This is a genomic window from Arthrobacter halodurans, from assembly GCF_041877255.1.
In the GTDB taxonomy this organism is placed as follows: Bacteria; Actinomycetota; Actinomycetes; order Actinomycetales; family Micrococcaceae; genus Arthrobacter_N; species Arthrobacter_N halodurans.
Map to the genome: position 1 here is coordinate 119026 of NZ_JBHDLJ010000006.1, position 17564 is coordinate 136589.

16 protein-coding genes are annotated in these 17564 nt (G+C 71.6%); 7 read left to right on the top strand and 9 right to left on the bottom strand.

Annotated elements, in window-relative coordinates:
• Positions 1 to 34: 34 nt before the first annotated feature.
• A complete protein-coding gene (locus tag ACETWP_RS09350; RefSeq protein WP_373971965.1) occupies positions 35 to 640 on the bottom strand; it encodes a class I SAM-dependent methyltransferase in 606 nt (201 codons plus the stop codon).
• Positions 641 to 736: 96 nt separating this feature from the next.
• Between ACETWP_RS09350 and purD the strand changes: the two genes are divergently transcribed.
• Both purD and ACETWP_RS09360 read left to right on the top strand, forming a co-directional pair.
• The gene (gene purD / locus ACETWP_RS09355; protein WP_373971966.1) at positions 737 to 2104 is read left to right on the top strand and encodes a phosphoribosylamine--glycine ligase; all 1368 of its coding nucleotides are present in this window, start codon (positions 737 to 739) and stop codon (positions 2102 to 2104) included.
• On the top strand, positions 2104 to 3009 hold the full coding sequence (locus tag ACETWP_RS09360) for a phosphoribosylaminoimidazolesuccinocarboxamide synthase (protein ID WP_373971967.1): 906 nt from the start codon (positions 2104 to 2106) through the stop codon (positions 3007 to 3009). Before purD ends, ACETWP_RS09360 begins: the two co-directional genes overlap by 1 nt.
• A gap of 78 nt (positions 3010 to 3087) precedes the next feature.
• Here ACETWP_RS09360 and ACETWP_RS09365 read toward each other — a convergent pair whose 3' ends face one another.
• Entirely contained in the window at positions 3088 to 4326 is a 1239-nt protein-coding gene (locus tag ACETWP_RS09365; protein ID WP_373971968.1) for a helix-turn-helix domain-containing protein, read from the bottom strand.
• Positions 4327 to 4484: 158 nt separating this feature from the next.
• Between ACETWP_RS09365 and ACETWP_RS09370 the strand changes: the two genes are divergently transcribed.
• A complete protein-coding gene (locus tag ACETWP_RS09370) occupies positions 4485 to 4694 on the top strand; it encodes a hypothetical protein (RefSeq protein ID WP_373971969.1) in 210 nt (69 codons plus the stop codon).
• A gap of 129 nt (positions 4695 to 4823) precedes the next feature.
• Here ACETWP_RS09370 and ACETWP_RS09375 read toward each other — a convergent pair whose 3' ends face one another.
• The 4 genes from ACETWP_RS09375 to ACETWP_RS09390 form a co-directional block, all read right to left on the bottom strand.
• Positions 4824 to 6632, bottom strand: coding sequence for an ABC transporter ATP-binding protein (locus ACETWP_RS09375; RefSeq protein WP_373971970.1), 1809 nt, complete (start codon positions 6630 to 6632; stop codon positions 4824 to 4826).
• Complete coding sequence (locus ACETWP_RS09380) at positions 6629 to 8467, bottom strand: ABC transporter ATP-binding protein (protein ID WP_373971971.1); 1839 nt, start codon at positions 8465 to 8467, stop codon at positions 6629 to 6631. The genes ACETWP_RS09375 and ACETWP_RS09380 overlap by 4 nt, the downstream gene beginning before the upstream one ends.
• Before the next feature lie 159 nt (positions 8468 to 8626).
• Entirely contained in the window at positions 8627 to 9580 is a 954-nt protein-coding gene (locus ACETWP_RS09385; RefSeq protein WP_373971972.1) for a metallophosphoesterase, read from the bottom strand.
• Between the two features lie 2 nt (positions 9581 to 9582).
• Positions 9583 to 12006, bottom strand: a complete 2424-nt coding sequence (locus ACETWP_RS09390) for a transglycosylase domain-containing protein (RefSeq protein ID WP_373971973.1) — start codon at positions 12004 to 12006, stop codon at positions 9583 to 9585.
• A gap of 37 nt (positions 12007 to 12043) precedes the next feature.
• Here ACETWP_RS09390 and sp36 point away from each other — a divergent pair, with 37 nt between their 5' ends.
• The 3 genes from sp36 to ACETWP_RS09405 all read left to right on the top strand — a co-directional run bounded on the left by sp36 (position 12044) and on the right by ACETWP_RS09405 (position 13724).
• The gene (gene sp36, locus ACETWP_RS09395) at positions 12044 to 12199 is read left to right on the top strand and encodes a Sp36 family protein (RefSeq protein ID WP_373971974.1); all 156 of its coding nucleotides are present in this window, start codon (positions 12044 to 12046) and stop codon (positions 12197 to 12199) included.
• A 21-nt stretch (positions 12200 to 12220) separates the two neighbouring features.
• On the top strand, positions 12221 to 12697 hold the full coding sequence (locus ACETWP_RS09400; protein WP_373971975.1) for a RidA family protein: 477 nt from the start codon (positions 12221 to 12223) through the stop codon (positions 12695 to 12697).
• Between the two features lie 121 nt (positions 12698 to 12818).
• A complete protein-coding gene (locus ACETWP_RS09405) occupies positions 12819 to 13724 on the top strand; it encodes an NUDIX hydrolase (RefSeq protein ID WP_373972064.1) in 906 nt (301 codons plus the stop codon).
• A gap of 136 nt (positions 13725 to 13860) precedes the next feature.
• Here ACETWP_RS09405 and ACETWP_RS09410 read toward each other — a convergent pair whose 3' ends face one another.
• Entirely contained in the window at positions 13861 to 14538 is a 678-nt protein-coding gene (locus tag ACETWP_RS09410; RefSeq protein ID WP_373971976.1) for a Crp/Fnr family transcriptional regulator, read from the bottom strand.
• Between the two features lie 216 nt (positions 14539 to 14754).
• Between ACETWP_RS09410 and ACETWP_RS09415 the strand changes: the two genes are divergently transcribed.
• Positions 14755 to 15930, top strand: a complete 1176-nt coding sequence (locus ACETWP_RS09415; RefSeq protein WP_373971977.1) for a MarP family serine protease — start codon at positions 14755 to 14757, stop codon at positions 15928 to 15930.
• A 68-nt stretch (positions 15931 to 15998) separates the two neighbouring features.
• Here ACETWP_RS09415 and ACETWP_RS09420 read toward each other — a convergent pair whose 3' ends face one another.
• A complete protein-coding gene (locus ACETWP_RS09420; protein WP_373971978.1) occupies positions 15999 to 17039 on the bottom strand; it encodes a DUF2332 domain-containing protein in 1041 nt (346 codons plus the stop codon).
• Positions 17040 to 17052: 13 nt separating this feature from the next.
• Positions 17053 to 17505, bottom strand: coding sequence for a type II 3-dehydroquinate dehydratase (gene aroQ / locus ACETWP_RS09425; protein WP_373971979.1), 453 nt, complete (start codon positions 17503 to 17505; stop codon positions 17053 to 17055).
• Positions 17506 to 17564: the final 59 nt, after the last annotated feature.

Sequence of the window (17564 nt, forward strand, 5' to 3'; positions counted from 1 at the left end):
AGGGGCCGCGTGCCCGGGCCCGGACGCCGTGGGCTCAGGCCGGGGACAGCACCGCCACGAGGAAATCGGCGTCCGGGCCGAGGGGCCGCAGGTCCCAGGTGGAGAACGTGGCGTCCGTGCGGAGGCCGGCGGCCGCGGCGTCGTCCAGGAAGTCCCCGAAGGCGTAGCCCCGTCCGGATCCGAAGCCGATGACCGCGCGGCCGCCCGGGGCGAGGTGCGCCCGGAAGCGGGACAGGACCTCCCGCGCGGTGCCCGGCGCCAGGAACGCCATGACATTGCCCGCGCAGACGATGACGTCGAACGCGTCGGGGCGCCCGCCCTCGCGCAGCTCGAGCTCCGCGAGGTCGCCCACGTGCCAGACCGCCTCCGGGTGGTCCGCGCGGGCCTGGGCCACGAGCACGGGATCGACGTCGATGCCCACCACGGTGTGCCCGCGGCGGGCCAGTTCGCCACCGACGCGCCCCGGCCCGCAGCCGGCGTCGAGGACGCGGGCGCCGCGAGGGCAGAGCGCGTCCAGCATCCGGACCTCGCCGTGCAGGTCGGCGCCTTCGGCCCGCAGGGCCGCGAAGCGGTCGATGTACCACTGAGAATGCCCCGGGTTCCGGCGCAGGTGCGCCTCCCACAATGTTTCCTTGCCCACGCTCCCCAGCCTACGCCCCGGCGCCGGCCGGCGGGCCGCTTCACGGTGGGGTCCCGCAGTGGGCGGGGGCCGCGCACGCCGGTAGGCTGGTGGCTCGTGAAGGTACTTGTCATCGGCCCCGGTGGCCGCGAACACGCCATTGTCCGAGCCCTGTTGGCCGACCCGTACGTCTCGGAGGTGCGCTGCGCGCCCGGGAACGCGGGGATCGCCGCCGACGTGCCCGTCCACGCCGTGGACGCCCAAGACCCGGCCGCCGTCGTCGCGCTGGCCCGTGAGCTCGGCTCGACGCTGGTGGTGATCGGTCCCGAGGCGCCGCTGGCCGCCGGCGCCGCCGACGCGCTGGCCGCGGCGGGGATCCCCGTGTTCGGCCCGTCGAAGGCCGCCGCGCAGCTCGAGGCGTCAAAGGCCTTCGCCAAGGAGATCATGGCGGAGGCCGGCGTCCCCACCGCCATGGCGCGGGTCGCGGTGAACACGGAGGAGGCCGCCGACGCGCTGGACGCGTTCGGGGCCCCCTACGTCGTCAAGGACGACGGCCTGGCCGCCGGGAAGGGAGTGGTCGTCACCCAGGATCGGGCCGAGGCGCTCGCCCACGCCGACTCCTGCTTCGCGGCCGGCGGCGCGGTGCTGATCGAGGAGTTCCTCGACGGCCCCGAGGTCTCGCTTTTCGTCGTCTCCGACGGCAAGCACGCGGTGCCGCTGGCGCCCGCGCAGGACTTCAAGCGGATCTCCGACGGCGACCTGGGACCCAATACGGGCGGCATGGGCGCGTACACGCCGCTGCCGTGGCTTCCGGCGGGTTTCGTCGACGAGGTGATGGAGCGCGTGGCCTACCCGACCATCCGCGAGATGGAGCGACGCGGCACGCCGTTCGTCGGCGTCCTCTACTGCGGGCTGGCCCTGACCCGGCGCGGCATCCGCGTCATCGAGTTCAACGCGCGCTTCGGGGACCCGGAGACCCAGGCCGTGCTGGCCCGGCTCAAGACGCCGCTCGGCGGCCTGCTGCACGCCGCGGCGACCGGGGCGCTGGACGACGCCGAACAGCTGCACTGGCGCCCGGACTCCGCGGTGGCCGTCGTGCTGGCGTCCGCGAACTACCCCGACGCCCCGGTGCTCGGGGACCCGCTCGCCGGCGTCGAGGAGGCCGAGGCGCTGGAGGGCGTCAGCGTGCTGCATGCCGGCACGTCGCGGAACGACGCCGGGGAACTGGTGAGCTCCGGCGGGCGCGTGCTGGCCGTCGTCGGGCTGGGCGCCGAGCTGCACGCCGCCCGTGGCGCGGCGTACCGCGGGGTCGATCGGATCTCGCTCGCCGGTGGCCAGCACCGCACCGACATCGCGCTGCGGGCCGCGGAGGGCGCGGTCGGGATGCCCGCCGGAACGGCCGGGGCCGCGGGCTTCACGCCGGGAGCCGCGCACTCCCCGGAGCCCGCGGGCCCCGGTTCCGCGGCCGACGAGGCGTCGCTCTGATGGCCGGGCTGCAGACGCAGGCCCCGGAGCTTCCGGGCTGGACGCACGTCTACTCCGGGAAGGTGCGCGACCTGTACGTGCCCGAGGGGGCCACCCAGGAGGACGCCGACCTCGTGCTGGTCGTGGCCAGCGACCGCATCAGCGCCTACGACTTCGTGCTGGCCTCCGAGATCCCGGACAAGGGCAAGGTGCTGACGCAGCTCAGCCTGTGGTGGTTCTCGCAGCTGGCGGGCATTCCCCACCACGTCGTCTCCACCGACGTCCCCGAGGCGGTCGCCGGGCGCGCCATGGTGTGCAAGAAGCTCGCGATGTTCCCCATCGAGTGCATCGCCCGCGGGTACCTCACCGGCTCCGGGCTGCTGGAGTACCGCGAGTCGGGCACCGTGTGCTCGCTGCCGCTGCCCGAGGGCCTGCGGGACGGCTCCCGCCTGGAGCCGCCGATCTTCACGCCCTCGGCCAAGGCCGAGGTCGGCGAGCACGACGAGAACATCACCTACGCGGAGGTCGAGGAGCGCATCGGGGAGGGGCCGGCCGACGAGCTGCGCCGCCTGACCCTGGAGCTGTACACGCGGGCCGAGGACATCGCCCGGGCGCGGGGCATCATCCTCGCGGACACCAAGGTCGAGTTCGGGATCGACCCCGCGGACGGCACGATCACGCTCGGCGATGAGGTCCTGACGCCCGACTCGTCCCGCTTCTGGGACGCCGAGACGTACCGCCCGGGCCAGGCGCAGCCCTCGTTCGACAAGCAGTACGTCCGGGACTGGCTGACCGGACCCGAGTCCGGGTGGGACAGGTCCTCCGGCGCGGAGCCGCCGGCCCTGCCCGCAGAGGTGGTCGAGCGGACGCGGGCGCGGTACATCGAGGCGTACGAGCGCATCACGGGACGGATCTTCGCGGCCTAGCGCTGGCTCTCCCGCGGGCGCCGACCAGGGGACAAGTCCACCGGTCGGGCGCGCCGGCTCCGCGGGGCCGGGGGAGTCCTAGCGGTTGGCCGAGCGGATCTCGGTGGCCAGTTCGATCGCCAGCGAGGCCCGGTCGGGGGATCCCGCCGAGGCGAAGGCCTGCTGCGCGCGGCTCAGGTGCGGCAGCGCGTCCTGGTGGCGCCCCGTGCCCACGAGGCAGCGCGCGGTGAGCAGGTCGAGCTCTCCCTGCAGGTGCTGCGAGAGCGCCTCGCGGTCCTCGTCCACCGGCTTGAGCTGCTCGAGGGCCTCCGCCGGCTGGCCGTTGAGGTGCAGCCAGCGGGCGCGGATCAGGTGCAGCTCGAGGGTCTCGGACGGGTTGCCGCCGATGACGCTGAGCGCCAGCTCCGCCTTCTCGATGCACTGCAGCGTCTCCTGCTCCACCACGCCGGCGGAGAGGCGCATCGACGCGGACGCCTTGTTGAAGCGCGCCCACAGCTCGATGTCGCTTGCGGGCAGCAGGCGCTGGGCGGCGAGCTGGTGGTTGGCCAGCCCCGACGCGATGTCTTGGCGTTTGAAGGCCACGTTCCCGATGGCCCAGTACGCGTTGCCCGCCGTCTGGCTCGGCGCGCCCTTGGCGACGGCGTCCGACAGCGTCTGGCAGGTCCGCCAGGCCTCGTCCAGCTGGCCCGACTCGGCCAGGGACGCCACGAGCGCGAAGAGTGCGCCGATGTAGATGAGCGAGTCCCCGGGCAGGTCCCGGCCGAGCTCGACGGCGGTGAGGGCGTGGTCCACGGCGATGTGCAGCTTCCCGAGGCCCAGGTAGGCGTTGGCCACCAGCGTCTCCGCGCGCACCTTCAGGGCCAGCGACTCGTCGGTCAGCGGGTGGGAGAGCACCTCCTCGGCCACCAGCCGGTACTCGTCGAACCTGCCCTGGTCGCGCAGCGACTCGGCGCGCAGGAACATCATGTTCCACCAGGCGCTGGAGTTCTTGAGGCGCAGCGCGACGGCCGCGGCCTCCGTCGCCGTCTTCTCGGCGTCGGTGTACTCGCGGGCCGTGTAGGACTGGCGCGCCCGGTGCTCCAGCAGCACGAACTCCGCCTCGTCCGCGGAGACCGGCGTGTTCCACGACTCCATGGCCTCGCGGTCCAGGCCGAGGCGGCCCGAAAGCTCGGTGATGATCTCCGACGTCGGTTCCCGGCTCCCGGTCTCCAGGAGGGAGATATAGCTCGTCGAGTACTTGCCCGCGCCGAGCTGGGCCTGCGTCATCTTGTTCTGCAGGCGCGCCTGCCGAAGCTTCTCTCCGAATTTGATGCCCATTGGAACCCCTTAGTTCGTGTGGATAATCAGTCAAATCCGCCGGCGGGGAGAGCCTTGGTGCCAACCCTTGACGAAACGTGTTCCCATCAATTTACAATGAATGTTAAGTGCTTCGCCACTTGCTCGTACCTATGTCGAGAAGCTCCAGAAGGAGAACCATGAAGAAGTTCATCGCAACGTTCGCAGTGGCATCCGCCTTGGCGGGCGCCGGATTCATGGCAGTGGGGGACTGGCCGCATGCGACAACGAATGTGGGCGACTGGCCACATTCCGTGCAGGCAGTGGGGGACTGGCCGCACCTGAAGATGACGTCCGTGGGGGACCGTCCGCACCTGTTGGCCACGTCCGTGGGGGACTGGCCGCACTAGAACGAAGAGCTCTGGGGGGCTGGGGCCCTGCCGCGCGGAACACACCGCGCGGCAGGGCCCTTCTTCGTGACGGGGCGCTGGCCGCCGCCGGACCGGGGCGCTGGCCGCCGCCGGGCCGGGCCGCCGCGGCTAGACCAGGCTATCCCTCCAGGCGCTGTGCAGCGCGGCGAACCGTCCGCCGTCCGCGACGAGGCGCGCCGGCGAGCCGTCCTCGACGATGCGCCCGTCGTGGACCACGAGGACACGGTCGGCGATCTCGACCGTGGAGAGCCGGTGCGCGATGATCAGCGCGGTCCGCTCGCCGAGCAGCTTGCGCAGGCCCTCCTGAACCAGCCGTTCGCTCGGGATGTCCAGGGACGACGTCGCCTCGTCCAGGATCAGCACGGCCGGGTCGGCCAGGAACGCCCGGGCGAAGGAGATGAGCTGCCGCTGACCGGCGGAGACGCGGCCGCCGCGCTTGTTGACGTCGGTGTCGTAGCCGTCCGGCAAAGCGAGGATGAACTCGTGGGCGCCGACGGCGCGTGCCGCCAGGATGATCTCCTCCGGCGAGGCCCCCGGCTTGCCGAGGGCGATGTTGTCCGCGACGGATCCGGAGAACAGGAAAGCCTCCTGGGTCACCATGACGACGGCCCGGCGCAGGTCCGTGTTCGACAGGTCGCGCAGCTCCACGCCGTCGAGCGTCAGCGATCCCGCGCGCAGGTCGTAGAACCGCGCGATGAGCTTCGCCAGGGTGGACTTTCCGGCGCCGGTCTGCCCGACCACGGCCACCGTCTGCCCGGCGGGAATCTCGAGGGTGAACCGCTCCATGACCAGTGGCCCGTCCCCGTAGCCGAACTCTGCGTCGGTGAAGACGATCCGTCCCTCGGCGTCGCGCAGGGCCACGGGCCGCGCGGGCTCCACGACCGTCGGCTCCTCCTCCAGGAGCCCGGAGACCTTTTCGAGCGCGGCCGTGGCCGCCTGCAGCGAGCTGTAGAACATCGCGATCGACTCCACCGGTTGGAAGACGCGCTTGGCGGCCAGCAGCAGCGCCACCAGGGTGCCGACGGCCAGTCCACCCTCCAGGACCCTGAAGCCCCCGAGCAGGAGCACCACGGCAACGGTGAGGTTGCCGATCAGCACGAGCGAGGGCTGGAGCACCCCGAAGAGGTTGATGGAACGGATCGAATTGTCCCGGTATTCGCCAGCGACGTTGCCGTAGCGCTCGTCGTTGTCGCGCTCGCGGCGGAACGCCTTCACGGCGCGGATGCCTGTCATCGTCTCCACGAAGGACGTGATGAGGCGGGCCGACACCACCCGCGACTCCCGGTAGACGAGTTCGGAGCGGCGCTGGTACCAGTGGAAGATGATGGCGATCGGGACGGCGGCCCCCAGCACCAGCAGTCCGCTGCGCCAGTCGAGGATGAAGATGCTCGCCGCGGTGAACAGGATGAAGAACGCGCCGGAGACGAGTTGGGAGACGCCCTGGTCCAGGAGCTCGCGGAGTGTCTCCAGGTCGGAGGTCTGCCGCGAGATGATCCGCCCGGAGGTGTAGTTCTCGTGGAACTCCAGGCTCAGCCGCTGCGTGTGCCGGAACACCCGCAGCCGCAGGTCCAGCAGCATGGCCTGGCTGACCTTCGCCGTGCAGAGGTTGTACCAGCCCAGCAGCACGCCGGCGAGGACCGCGGACACCAGGTACATGCCGCCGGTGATGCCTAGGGCCATGGGGCGGTCGGCGATCAGTTCGGGCAGCGCCCAGTCGATCGCCCAGGCGATGATCAGCGGGAACGACGCCCGCGCCGCGTTGGACACGACGACGAGGAGCACGGTCAGCGCGAGCATCCTCCGCAGCGGCGAGGCCAGGAGCCGCAGCAGGGCCCACGACCGCGCGCGGACCCGTGCGCGGTCGGCGCGGCCGAGGACGATCTGGTCTTCGTTGGCGACTCCCACTGACCGGCTCACGGCGATGCCTCCTCGGCGTTGAGGACGTCTTCCACGGTCGGCGGCTCGTCCAGGCTGGCGATGACGTAGCGGTAATGGTCGCTGCGGGCGAGCAGCTCGCCGTGCGTCCCGACGTCGACGATGCGGCCGCCGTCGAGCAGGGCCACGCGGTCGGCGAGCATCACGGTGGAGGGCCGGTGGGCGACGATCAGCGTCGTTGTCCCGGCGAGGACCTCGCGCAGCCTCTCCGTGACGCGTTCCTCGGTGCGGACGTCGAGCGCGGAGAGCGGATCGTCGAGCACCAGCACCAGGGGCTTGGCCGCGATGGCCCGGGCCAGGGCGATGCGTTGCCGCTGGCCCCCGGAGAGCGAGAGGCCTTCCTCGCCGATGACCGTGTCGACGCCGTCGGGCAGGTCGCGTGTGAATCCCGCCTGGGCGACGTCGAGCGCCTCGTCCAGCGCCTGGGCGGGCGTCTGGCCGGGTGTGGGCCGGGCGCCGAGCAGGACGTTGTCGCGGATCGACGCGGAGAACAGGGTCGTGTCCTCGAACGCCACCGACACGGCGGTGCGCAGCGCCTCGAGGTCGTAGTCCCGGATGTCGACACCGTCCAGTTCGACGGCGCCGCCCGTCACCTCGTAGAGGCGGGGCACCAGCTGGAGCAGCGTGGACTTCCCGCTGCCGGTGGTGCCGACGAGCGCCATGGTCTCGCCCGGTCGGATGTCGAGGTCGATGCCGTCGAGCACCGGGGCCGCATCCGGCTTGGCGTCGGGGTAGCTGAAGGTGGCGCCGCACAGGCGCAGGTGGCCGCGCTGTTCGCCGGGGGACACGGGCTCGGCCGGGGACACGATCGTGCTGGCGGTGTCCATTACGTCGAAGTGCCGGTCGAGTGCGGTCTTGGTGGTGAGCGTCATCCCCAGGAGCATGCCGATGCCCTCGACCGGGCCCGCGAGCACCGCGGCGGTGGCGAAGAAGGCGACCAGCTCGCCCACCGTCAGCTGGTTCTCGGCGGTGAGCCACAGCCCGACGAGGAGCCCGATGCCGAGCGTGATCTCGGGGATGGAGACGACGAACATCAGGAAGCCCGACAGCGAGCGGGCCTTGCTGATCTCCGTGTCCCGCAGCCGCTCGGCCTGCACGCTGAAGCCCTCCAGCGACTGGCGGCCGCGGCCGAAGGCCTTGATGACGCGGATGCCGTGCACGGACTCCTCGACCGCCGTCGCGAGGTCCCCGGCCTGGTCCTGGCTGAGCCGGCTCGCCGTCCGGAACACGTTCCGGAAGTAGAAGGCCCGGATGGTGATCGGCACGGCGCCGGCCAGGTAGATCGCCCCGAGCATCCAGTTGCTGCTGAACATCAGGGCCAGCCCCACGAGCACGGTGACGGTGGCGACGACGAGCATGATGGAGCCGAAGGCCAGCCAGCGGCGCAGCAGTCCGAGGTCCGCCATCGAGCGGGAGAGCAGCTGGCCGGATCCCCACTTGTCGTGGAAGGCGACGGGCAGTTGCTGCAGGTGCCGGTACAGGTTGACGCGCAGGGTCGTTTCCAGCCGGGCCGCGGGCGTGATCACGAAGACGCGCCGCAGGAAGACGAGGACGGCCTCGAGCGTGCCGAGCCCGGCGATGACGACCGCGGCGATCCAGACGTCGCGGTTCGAGCCGCCGGCGTAGAGGACGGAGTTCACGAGTTCGCGCAGCACCTGCGGGATGGCTAGGGCCACGACGCCGGCCGCGAGCGCACACAGGAAGCCGAGCGCGAGGCGCGGGAAGATGGGCCTTAGGTGCGGTCCCAGCCGCGCGAAAGTGCGCCACAGCGACGTGTGGTTCTCTGGGCTGACTTGGGCCGTTTGGTGTTGCACCACGTGCGGCGTCCCCGATCCGTATTATTTGCCTGCAGCAATCAACTCAAGGCTACCCCGAGTGGTTGAGATGCATCAATCGGCGCATCGGGCCGCCGGTCCCGCGGAGCCCTTCCCCGCCGCGGACCCCGCGCCCGGATCAGTGCGGGGTCCGGCCTGGGCTCAGCCGCGGGAGGTCAGGGTGACCAGCACGGCCTCCGGCGGGCACGCGATGCGGACGGGGGCGAAGCGGGACGTGCCGATGCCGGCGGAGACGTTCAGCGGCACGCTCCGGCCGTCGAGTTCCCACGTCGAGAGCCCGCGGGCGCGCCAGGTGGGGAGATCGCAGTTCGTCACAACCGCCCCGTAGCCCGGGACGCAGACCTGGCCGCCGTGCGTGTGCCCGGCGAAGATGATGTCCGCGCCCCCGGACGTGAAGGTGTCGAGCACCCGCTGGTAGGGGGCGTGCGCCAGCGCGATCCGCACGTGCGGCGCCTCGGCGGCGGTCGAGGAGCCGCGCGGCCAGCCGGCGTAGCTGTCGAGCAACAGGTGCGGGTCGTCGACGCCGGAGAAATCCAGGCGCAGCGGTCCCCGCGGCACGGAGAGGCTCCGGTTGGCCAGGTTGAGCCATCCGGCCGCGCCGAAGCCGGCGTGCATGCGCCGCCAGGGCAGCTCGAGGTCCGGGCTGGTGCTCGCTGACCTGCCGGAGGAGCCGAGGAGGTAGCGGAACGGGTTCTTCGGCTGCGGCGCGAAGTAGCAGTTCGAGCCCGGCACGTAGACTCCCGGGAACCGCATCAGCGGCTCCAGCGCCTCAAGGAGGGCAGGGACGGCGTCGGGGTGGCTCAGGTTGTCGCCGGTGTTGACCACCAGGCCCGGCCGGAGATCGGCCAGCGACCGCAGCCACTGCCGCTTCGTCTCCTGACCGGGCACCATGTGGATGTCCGAGAGGTGCAGCACCCTCAGGTCCGGCATCCCGGGTGGCAGGACTGCGACCGTCTCCTCCCGCAGGGCGAACCGGTTCCGTTCCCACAGGCCGTAGCCGAAGGCGACGCCCCCGGCGGCGGCGGCGGCGCCCGCGCCGAGCGCGGCAGTGGTGGCCAGGGAGCGCAACGCGGCCCTCACGTTTTCGAGGCCCATGCCTAGTCGTTCCCGCCCGGGGGAGCGGGCGTCTCGTCCTGGTTGCCGCGGCCGTTGCCGCCGCGCTCGGACGGCTGAACGGATGTGGACGGGTCGGCGGGAGCGGAGTCCTCGGCCCTCGCCGACGGCTCGTCGCCGTTGTCGCCGCCGTCGTTCCCGTCGCCGTTGTCGCCGCCGTCGTTCCCGTCGCCGTTGTCGCCGCCGTCGTTCCCGTCGCCGTCGTTCCCGTCGCCGTTGTCGCCGCCGTTGTCCCCGCCGTCGTTCCCGTCGCCGTTGTCCCCATCGTCGGTGAACGGGTTGTTGTCCTGCGGCTGCGGCTGGACCTGGGAGGAAGGCCGGGTCTCCGGGGTCCCGAATTCCTCGGCCGGGTAGTACTGGATCACGTCCTGCATGTAGGCGAGCCACATCGGCGAGGCGAACGTCGCGGAGTCCGCGTAGCCGTAGATCCGGCCGTTGATGCGCTCACCGAAGATCTGGGCGTTCCCGTTGTGGCGGCCCACCCACGCGGCCGTGGAGACTCCCGTGGTGTAGCCGACGAACCAGGTGGACGAGGCGCCGTTGTTGGTTCCGGTCTTGCCGGCGATGGGTGCGCTGATGGTGCCCTTCGCCACGCGCTCCCCGGCGATCTTGGAGAGCGTGCCGTTCAGGTTCGCGATGGTCTGCGGTTCGATCTCCTGCGAGCACTCCTGCGCCGGGACCTTGTACTTGTTGCCGGCGGCGTCGGAGACGGCCGTCAGCGCGCGCGGGGCGCAGTACTCGCCCTCGTTGGCGAAGGCCGCGAAGGCCGCCGCCTGCGACAGGGGCGTCACATCCGTGGTGCCGAGGACGAACGCCGGCGAGGCGGGGGACTGGGGCTCGCCGGTGCTGCCGTCCACCAGGCGCAGCCGCTCGGTGGCGTCGGCGATGTCGCAGAGGTCCAACTGCGCGGCCTGGGCGACCGTGGCGGTGTTGATGGACCAGTACAGCCCGTAGTCGACCGTCATGCGGTGCTTGAAGCCGTCGGAGGCGTTGTTGACCGGCCACGTGCCGTCCTCGGAGTAGGTCCGGGTCTGGCCGCCGGGGAGGCACGACGCCTGCCACTCGTAGCCGTCGGGGTACTCGTCCCGGGTCGCGTCGACGTTGTCCCACATGTTCCGGCCGGACTCGAGCCAGGCGAGCGTGGTGTAGGGCTTCATCGTGGAGCCGCCCTGGAAGCCGCCGGACCCGCCGGCGTTCGCGGCGACGTTGAAGTTGTACTCGGTGTACTGGGTCCCATCCTGGGGCCCGTAGACCTTGTTCTGGGCCATGGCCAGGATCTCGCCGGTGCCGGGCTTGACCGAGACGATCGCCGCGCCGAGGTTGGACTCGTCGTCGGCGGCGATGGCGTTGGCCGCCTCCTTCTCCGCTTCCTTCTGCAGGCGCGGGTCCAGGGTCGTCCCGATGGTGAGGCCGCCGCGGTACAGCAGCGCGGTGCGGTCCTCCACGGTCTTGCCGTAGGCGGGATCGGCCAGCACCAGGTGCGTGACGTAGTCGCAGAAGTACGCGGCGGTCCGGGCGGAGATGCAGCCGGACTTCAGCACCTTGGGCTTCAGCCCCAGGCCGGACTTCACGGCCTTCCGGTACTCGGCGTCCGTGATGGCGCCGGTCTTCTTCATGGCCCCCAGCACCACGTTGCGCCGCTTGAGGCTGGCCTCGGGGTTCTTGGTCGGGTTGTAGACGTTCGGCAACTGGACCATGCCGGCCAGCATGGCGGACTGCTGGATGTTCAGCTTCGACGCGGGCACCGAGTAGAAGCGCTGCGCCGCCGCCTCGACCCCGTAGGTGGTTCCGGAGAACAGCACCATGTTCAGGTAGCCCTGGAGGATGTCGTCCTTGGAGAACTCCTTCTCGACGGCGATGGCGAGCTTGACCTCGCGCATCTTGTCGCCGATGGACTTGGTGCCGGAGATCGTGAGGTCCGCCTTGTCGACGCCGCGGAGGCTGTCGGCGTTGATCAGCGTGTTGTTGACGTACTGCTGCGTCAGCGTGGAGGCGCCCTGCTGGGTGGAACTGGTGAGGTTGTGCATCGCCGCGCGGGTGATGCCGCGCAGGTCCACCCCGTTGTGCTGGTAGAAGCGTTCGTCCTCGATGGAGACGATCGCCTTCTTCATGTGGTCGGACACCTTGTCGAGGGTGACCGGGACGCGGTTCTCCGCGTAGAACGTCGCGATGGTCGAGCCGTCGTTCGCCAGGACGCGGGATGGCACCGACAGCGGCTCCTCGCGCAGCTCCGCCGGCAGGGCGTCGAAGAACTCCATGCCGGCGGTCGCGGAGGCGCCGGCGACCGAGGCCGCGGGGACCAGCAGTCCGGCGGCGAGCACACCGCAGACGGCACTCACCCCGAAGAACGCGACGATCTTCCCGAGGGTGGTTGCAGTATCAAAGAAAGGAGACTTTCGACCGGCCATACTCTCCAGTTTAGCCGGAGCGGCTAACCTATCCGTTATGACCAAATGGGAGTACGCCACATTGCCGCTGATCATCCACGCCACGAAGCAGATTCTGGACCAATGGGGAGAGGACGGCTGGGAACTCGTCACCGTCATCACGGGCCCCGACGGGAACGCCCCCGTGGCCTACCTCAAGCGTCCCAAGCAGTAGCGCGGAAGGGCACCAAGAGCCGTGGAACAACAGCCAACCTCCGCCGTCGAACGCCGCCTCGCAGAGCTCGGGCTGGAGCTTCCGCCCGTGGCCGCCCCGGTGGCCGCGTACGTCCCCGCCGTCGTGTCGGGATCCCACGTCTACACCTCCGGGCAGTTGCCGTTCGTCGACGGGAAGCTCCCGGCCACGGGCAAGGTCGGCGCGGAGGTCGACGCGGAAACGGCGCGCCGCCTCGCGGCGACCTGCGCCGTGAACGCGCTCGCGGCCGTCAAGAGCGTGATCGGCGACCTGGACCGGATCACGCGCATCGTCAAGGTGGTGGGCTTCGTGTCCTCCGACCCCTCCTTCACGGGCCAGCCCGGCGTCGTGAACGGGGCCTCCGAACTCCTCGGCGAGGTCCTCGGCGACGCGGGCGTCCACGCGCGGTCGGCCGTCGGCGTCGCGGTCCTGCCGCTTGACTCGCCCGTGGAGGTCGAGCTGGTTGCCGAATTCAGCTGACGCTGAGGGGATTGCCAGGCCGCCGTCCGACGGCGACGGCCACCGGCCGACAGCCGGCCGGGCGGCGGCCGGGCGACCCGCGGCGGCCGGGCAACCGGCGGCCGAGCGACCCGCGACCGGCCTGTTGCGCAGGCTCTTCCCGCTGCCTCCGTCCCAGCTCGGCGCGGCGGAGAGCTGGGTGGCCTACGGAGTGCGGACCCCGCGGGCTGCGCGGCGGGCGTCGTCGGTCGTCCTGGTCCGCGACAGTCCCCGCGGCGTGGAGACGTACCTGGGCTACCGGCCCGGCGGTTCCCCGCTGGGAACGGTGGCCTTCCCCGGCGGCAGCTTCGAGCCCGGCGACGAGGACAACCTCGCCTGGTTCGGCCCCGAACCCGGCGCCTGGGCGGCCCGCATGGGCATCCTGGACCACCGGGTCGCCCGCAGCCACATCGTCTGCGCGATCCGCGAACTGTTCGAGGAGACCGGGGTGCTTCTCGCCGGCGCCGACGAGCTCTCGATCGTCGAGAACTGCTCGACGTCGGAGTGGATGGATGTCCGCGAGGCGGTCGCGGGGCAGGACAAGTCGTTCACGTCCGTCTTGGCCAAGCGGGGGCTGGGCCTGCGCACCGACCTGCTCCGCCCGCTGTCCCACTGGATCAGCCCCGACTTCGCCCACCGGCGCTTCGACACGCGGTACTTCGCCGCGGCCGTCCCGGTCAACCAGGCGGCGACGCTCCTGCGCGGGAAGGGCGTCTGGGCCGCGTGGAAACCGGCGGCCGAGGTCCTCGAGACCCGCGCCGAGCCGACACTCGGCGACGAGGTGGGTCAGCCGGACACGCGCGGCCTGCCCCTGAGCCAGATCACGACGCCGGCGGTCGAGTTCATCCTCGAGAAGATCGCCACCACGCGGGGCACCGTCGCGTATCTCTCGCACCGGCGGGAACTGAAGTCCTACCATCCCGAACTCCTGGCCGGCGACGGCGGTTTCCTGCTCGACGTGACGATCAGCACCGCGGCCGAGGGCGGCGCCACGGCCCGGGGCCGCTGACGGCAGGCGGTTCCCCGCTGTGCCGCGGTCGGGACGGCGCACCGGGAGGACAGCGAAACGGCGCCGCACCCCGAGGGGTGCGGCGCCGTCGTCGTACCGGCGTTCGCCGACGAGGCCGTCGGCCGGGGCGCGTCGGCTAGCGCGAACGCTGGCGCAGGCGCTGGATGTCCAGGATCACGACGGCGCGCGCCTCGAGGCGCAGCCAGCCGCGCTGCACGAACTCGGCCAGGGCCTTGTTCACGGTTTCGCGGGACGCGCCGACGAGCTGGGCCAGCTCCTCCTGCGTGAGCTCGTGGGCCACCAGGATCCCGTCCGTCGCCGGGCGCCCGAAGCGGTCCGCGAGGTCCAGCAGCGCCTTGGCCACGCGGCCGGGGACGTCGGAAAAGACCAGGTCGGCCAGCGACTCGTTGGTCCGGCGCAGGCGGCGGGCCAGCGCCTGGAGCAGCTGCACCGAGACCTCCGGGCTGGTCTGGATGACCTTCCGCAGGTTCTCGTGGCGCAGGCCGGCCAGGCGCGTCTCGGAGACGGCCGTCGCCGTCGCGTTGCGCGGGCTCGGGTCGAAGAGGGCCATCTCGCCAAAGAGCTCGCCCGGGCCGAGGACGGCCAGCAGGTTCTCGCGTCCATCGGGTGCCGTGCGGCCGAGCTTGATCTTTCCCGAAACGATGAAGTAGAGCTGGTCGCCCTGGTCGCCCTCGCGGAAGACCGACGCGCCGCGCGAGAGGTCGACCTCGGTCAGCTCCTCGGTCAGCGCCGCGAACACGTCATCGCCCAGAGTCGTGAAGAGTGGGGCTCGGCGAAGTACCTCGATGTCCATGAATTCTCCTGTCAAGTGTTGTTGCCGCTGGTTTCATTGTGCCGTAGTCGATGCCCATGTGACACCTTCCACAGCGCCGGCCGCTCCTTTTGTGTTCCCGCGGGCGGACCGCTGGCCCCCGCCCCCGTAGAATGGGACTGCGGCCGCGTCGGTGAGTGACCGGTCAGGTCGCGTGCGCGGACGCTAGGGTTTGGAGTCTCTTCGGTGGCATTCGGTGTGAGTTGGCTGGACATCCTCCTGGTCGTTCTGTTCGTGGGGTTTCTGGTGTCCGGCCTGCGCAAGGGGCTCTTCGTGACCCTCGGCGGCATCGCCGGTTTCGTCGCCGGAGGGGTGGCGACCTTCTTCGCCATCCCGCTGGTTTCCAGCTGGGTCCAGGACGCCGGCTGGCGCCTCTTCTGGGTCGTGGCCACCGCCGTCGTCCTCATGCTGCTCGGCCACGGCATCGGCGTGGCGATCGGCGCGCGGATCCGCCTGGGCCTGAACTTCCCGGTGCTCCGCAGCTTCGACCGCCTCCTCGGCGGCGTCGCCAACGTCGCCGTCGCCGGGCTCGTGATCTCCGCGATCGCCTTCTCCGTCGCCACGATGGGCGTGCCCCTGCTCTCGCAGCAGATCGCGGGCTCGCAGGTCATCAGGACCATCCGCGACGTGACCCCGGATCCCGTCGCCGCCGTCATGGCCCAGGCGCGCGCCACCGTCATGGGGCAGACGATCCCCGAGTTGCTGGAGCCCTTCGCCCCCGTCGACGACGCCGAGGCCCCCTCCCCGGCGCCCTCGACCGAGGCCCTGAAGCGCGCCGGGGAGTCGGTCGTCAAGATCACCGGCACCGCCTTCGCCTGCGGCGTCAACCAGACGGGCTCGGGGTTCGCCGCGGCCCCCGACCGGGTCATCACCAACGCGCACGTCGTCTCCGGCATCACCGAGCCCGTCGTTAACACGCGCGACGGGAGGGCGCTGCCGGCCAGCGTCGTCCACTTCGACACCGCCACGGACCTGGCCGTCCTGGCGGTCGAGGGCCTGGGACTCGAACCGATCCCGGTCGGCGAGGACCTGGCCAAGGGCGACTCGGGCGCCTTCCTGGGCTACCCCGCGGGAGGGCCGTTCAGCAGCGAGGGCGCCACGGTCCAGTCGCTGCGCACCGTCATGGTCCAGAACATCTACGGCGCCGACCCGTCCCCGCTGGAGATCTACCAGCTCGGCGCCGAGGTCGAGCAGGGCAACTCGGGCGGGCCGCTGCTGGGTCGCGACGGGGAGCTCGCCGGCGTCGTCTTCGCCAAGGCCAAGGGCGACCTCGCCGTGGGCTACGCCCTGTCGCTCGACGAGGTCGAACCCGTGGTCGATGCGGCCCCCGGCTACGTCGACGCCGTGTCCACTGGCGCCTGCTCTGCCACCTGAGCCGCGTCGATTGCCCTAGTTCCGCCGGCCACGAGGACCCCGCCGGCAAGGAGTCCTCCGGGGCACCTCTACGCGACGCCGGCCCCGGTCCCGCCGGCCCCGGCCTCGCTGGCCCCTGCCCCGCCGGCACCCGGCAGCCAGTGGAGCTCCGCGCCGTGCTGTCCCGCGTGCGCGAGCGGCACGCCGTCCAGCGCCAGCGTGAAGTAGCCCTCGCGCGCCGCGGGGACGGTGCCGCGCTCCTCGTCCATGAAGAAGTTCTCGTTCGAGATCCAGCTGCAGTCCAAGCCGCGGACGGTGTCCGCGAACCGGTCGCGATCGGCCGGGTCGAGATAGGCCAGGACGGCCGAGTGGAACACGACGGCGCGGGCGGTCGGGGGCACCCGGCCGACCAGTTCCGCGACGCGCTCGTTCAGGTCTCCGCGGACCAGTTGCGGCCGGTCGGCCTCGGGGGTGGCCCGGAGCGTGGACAGGGCCTCCCGCAGCTGGGCCAACCGGTGGTCCTGGCCTGGCCACACCAGGCACTCCAGCCACCGACGCGTGTCCGGGTCCGTCCCGTCCAGCGGATTCAGGTCCACGCCCGCGCGCCAGGCAACCCGCGGCAGCGCCCGGGGCAGGGGCGGCGCCCCGGAGGTGCGGCACCGCAACACCGGACGGCCCGCGCCCAGCAGCGGACCGTCGTCGTACCGGTACGCGTAGAGATCCGGCAGGAGGCACAGCCCCGCCGACGGGCCGACCTCGATGAGCGCCAGCGGCCTCCCGTCGCGCTCGGCCACGCGCGCGAGGGCGGGAAGCAACGTGGCGCAGCGACCGGGTTCGTTGGTCTGGGTGCGGCGCCGGAGGGCTGTCGAGCGTACGTCGTCCCACCGTTCCCGCAGGAATGCGGCGAACTCGGGGAACGGGGCGTCGCCGGAGCCCCGGAACCGGGCGGACGCGAACACCAGGTTCGGCTGCCGCTTGGGTTCCGGCAGCGTGGCGATCAGGGAGGTCAGACCCGGATCCGCGGCCACCCCGGCGGCCCATTGCGCATAGAGCGGCGAGTGGCCCGGGAACCAGACCCGCGCGTAGTGCGCGTACTGGCGGGCCACGCCGGCCGCGGCGCCCGGTTCCATCGCGGTCCGGCCGTCAGACCAGGCTGGCCAGATGGTGGATGGCCAGCCGATAGCCGTTGGTACCCGCGCCCACGATGACCGCCGCCGCGACGGGCGACACGTACGAATGGTGGCGGAAGGGTTCACGCCGGTGCACGTTGGAGATGTGCACCTCCACCACCGGGAGCCCGATGCCGGAGATCGCGTCCGCGATGGCGACCGAGGTGTGGGTGAAGGCCCCGGGATTCAACACGATGCCCGCCGCCTCGCCGCGCGCGGCGTGGAGGGCGTCGATGAGGGCGCCCTCGTGGTTGGACTGCAGGAAGCCGAGCCCGAAGCCCGCTCCGGCCGCGGCTTCCCGGCAGAGCGCCTCGACGTCGGCGAGCGTCTGGTGCCCGTAGATGGCGGGCTCGCGGGTGCCGAGCAGATTCAGGTTGGGTCCGTTGAGGACGAGGATCTTCCGCGGCGTCGCGGTGGCGTCTGTCATGCCCCCATTAAACCCCCGATGCCGCGGCGGCGGCCTCCGCGGGTGCGGAGGCCGCCGCC

Excerpts from the sequence above, each read along its gene's own strand:
- ACETWP_RS09360 (WP_373971967.1), top strand. The coding sequence starts at position 2,104 with ATGGCCGGGCTGCAGACGCAGGCCCCGGAGCTTCCGGGCTGGACGCAC.
- ACETWP_RS09365 (WP_373971968.1), bottom strand. The coding sequence starts at position 4,326 with ATGGGCATCAAATTCGGAGAGAAGCTTCGGCAGGCGCGCCTGCAGAAC.
- ACETWP_RS09370 (WP_373971969.1), top strand. The coding sequence starts at position 4,485 with ATGAAGAAGTTCATCGCAACGTTCGCAGTGGCATCCGCCTTGGCGGGC.
- ACETWP_RS09385 (WP_373971972.1), bottom strand. The coding sequence starts at position 9,580 with ATGGGCCTCGAAAACGTGAGGGCCGCGTTGCGCTCCCTGGCCACCACT.
- ACETWP_RS09390 (WP_373971973.1), bottom strand. The coding sequence starts at position 12,006 with ATGGCCGGTCGAAAGTCTCCTTTCTTTGATACTGCAACCACCCTCGGG.
- sp36 (WP_373971974.1), top strand. The coding sequence starts at position 12,044 with ATGACCAAATGGGAGTACGCCACATTGCCGCTGATCATCCACGCCACG.
- ACETWP_RS09410 (WP_373971976.1), bottom strand. The coding sequence starts at position 14,538 with ATGGACATCGAGGTACTTCGCCGAGCCCCACTCTTCACGACTCTGGGC.
- ACETWP_RS09420 (WP_373971978.1), bottom strand. The coding sequence starts at position 17,039 with ATGGAACCGGGCGCCGCGGCCGGCGTGGCCCGCCAGTACGCGCACTAC.
- aroQ (WP_373971979.1), bottom strand. The coding sequence starts at position 17,505 with ATGACAGACGCCACCGCGACGCCGCGGAAGATCCTCGTCCTCAACGGA.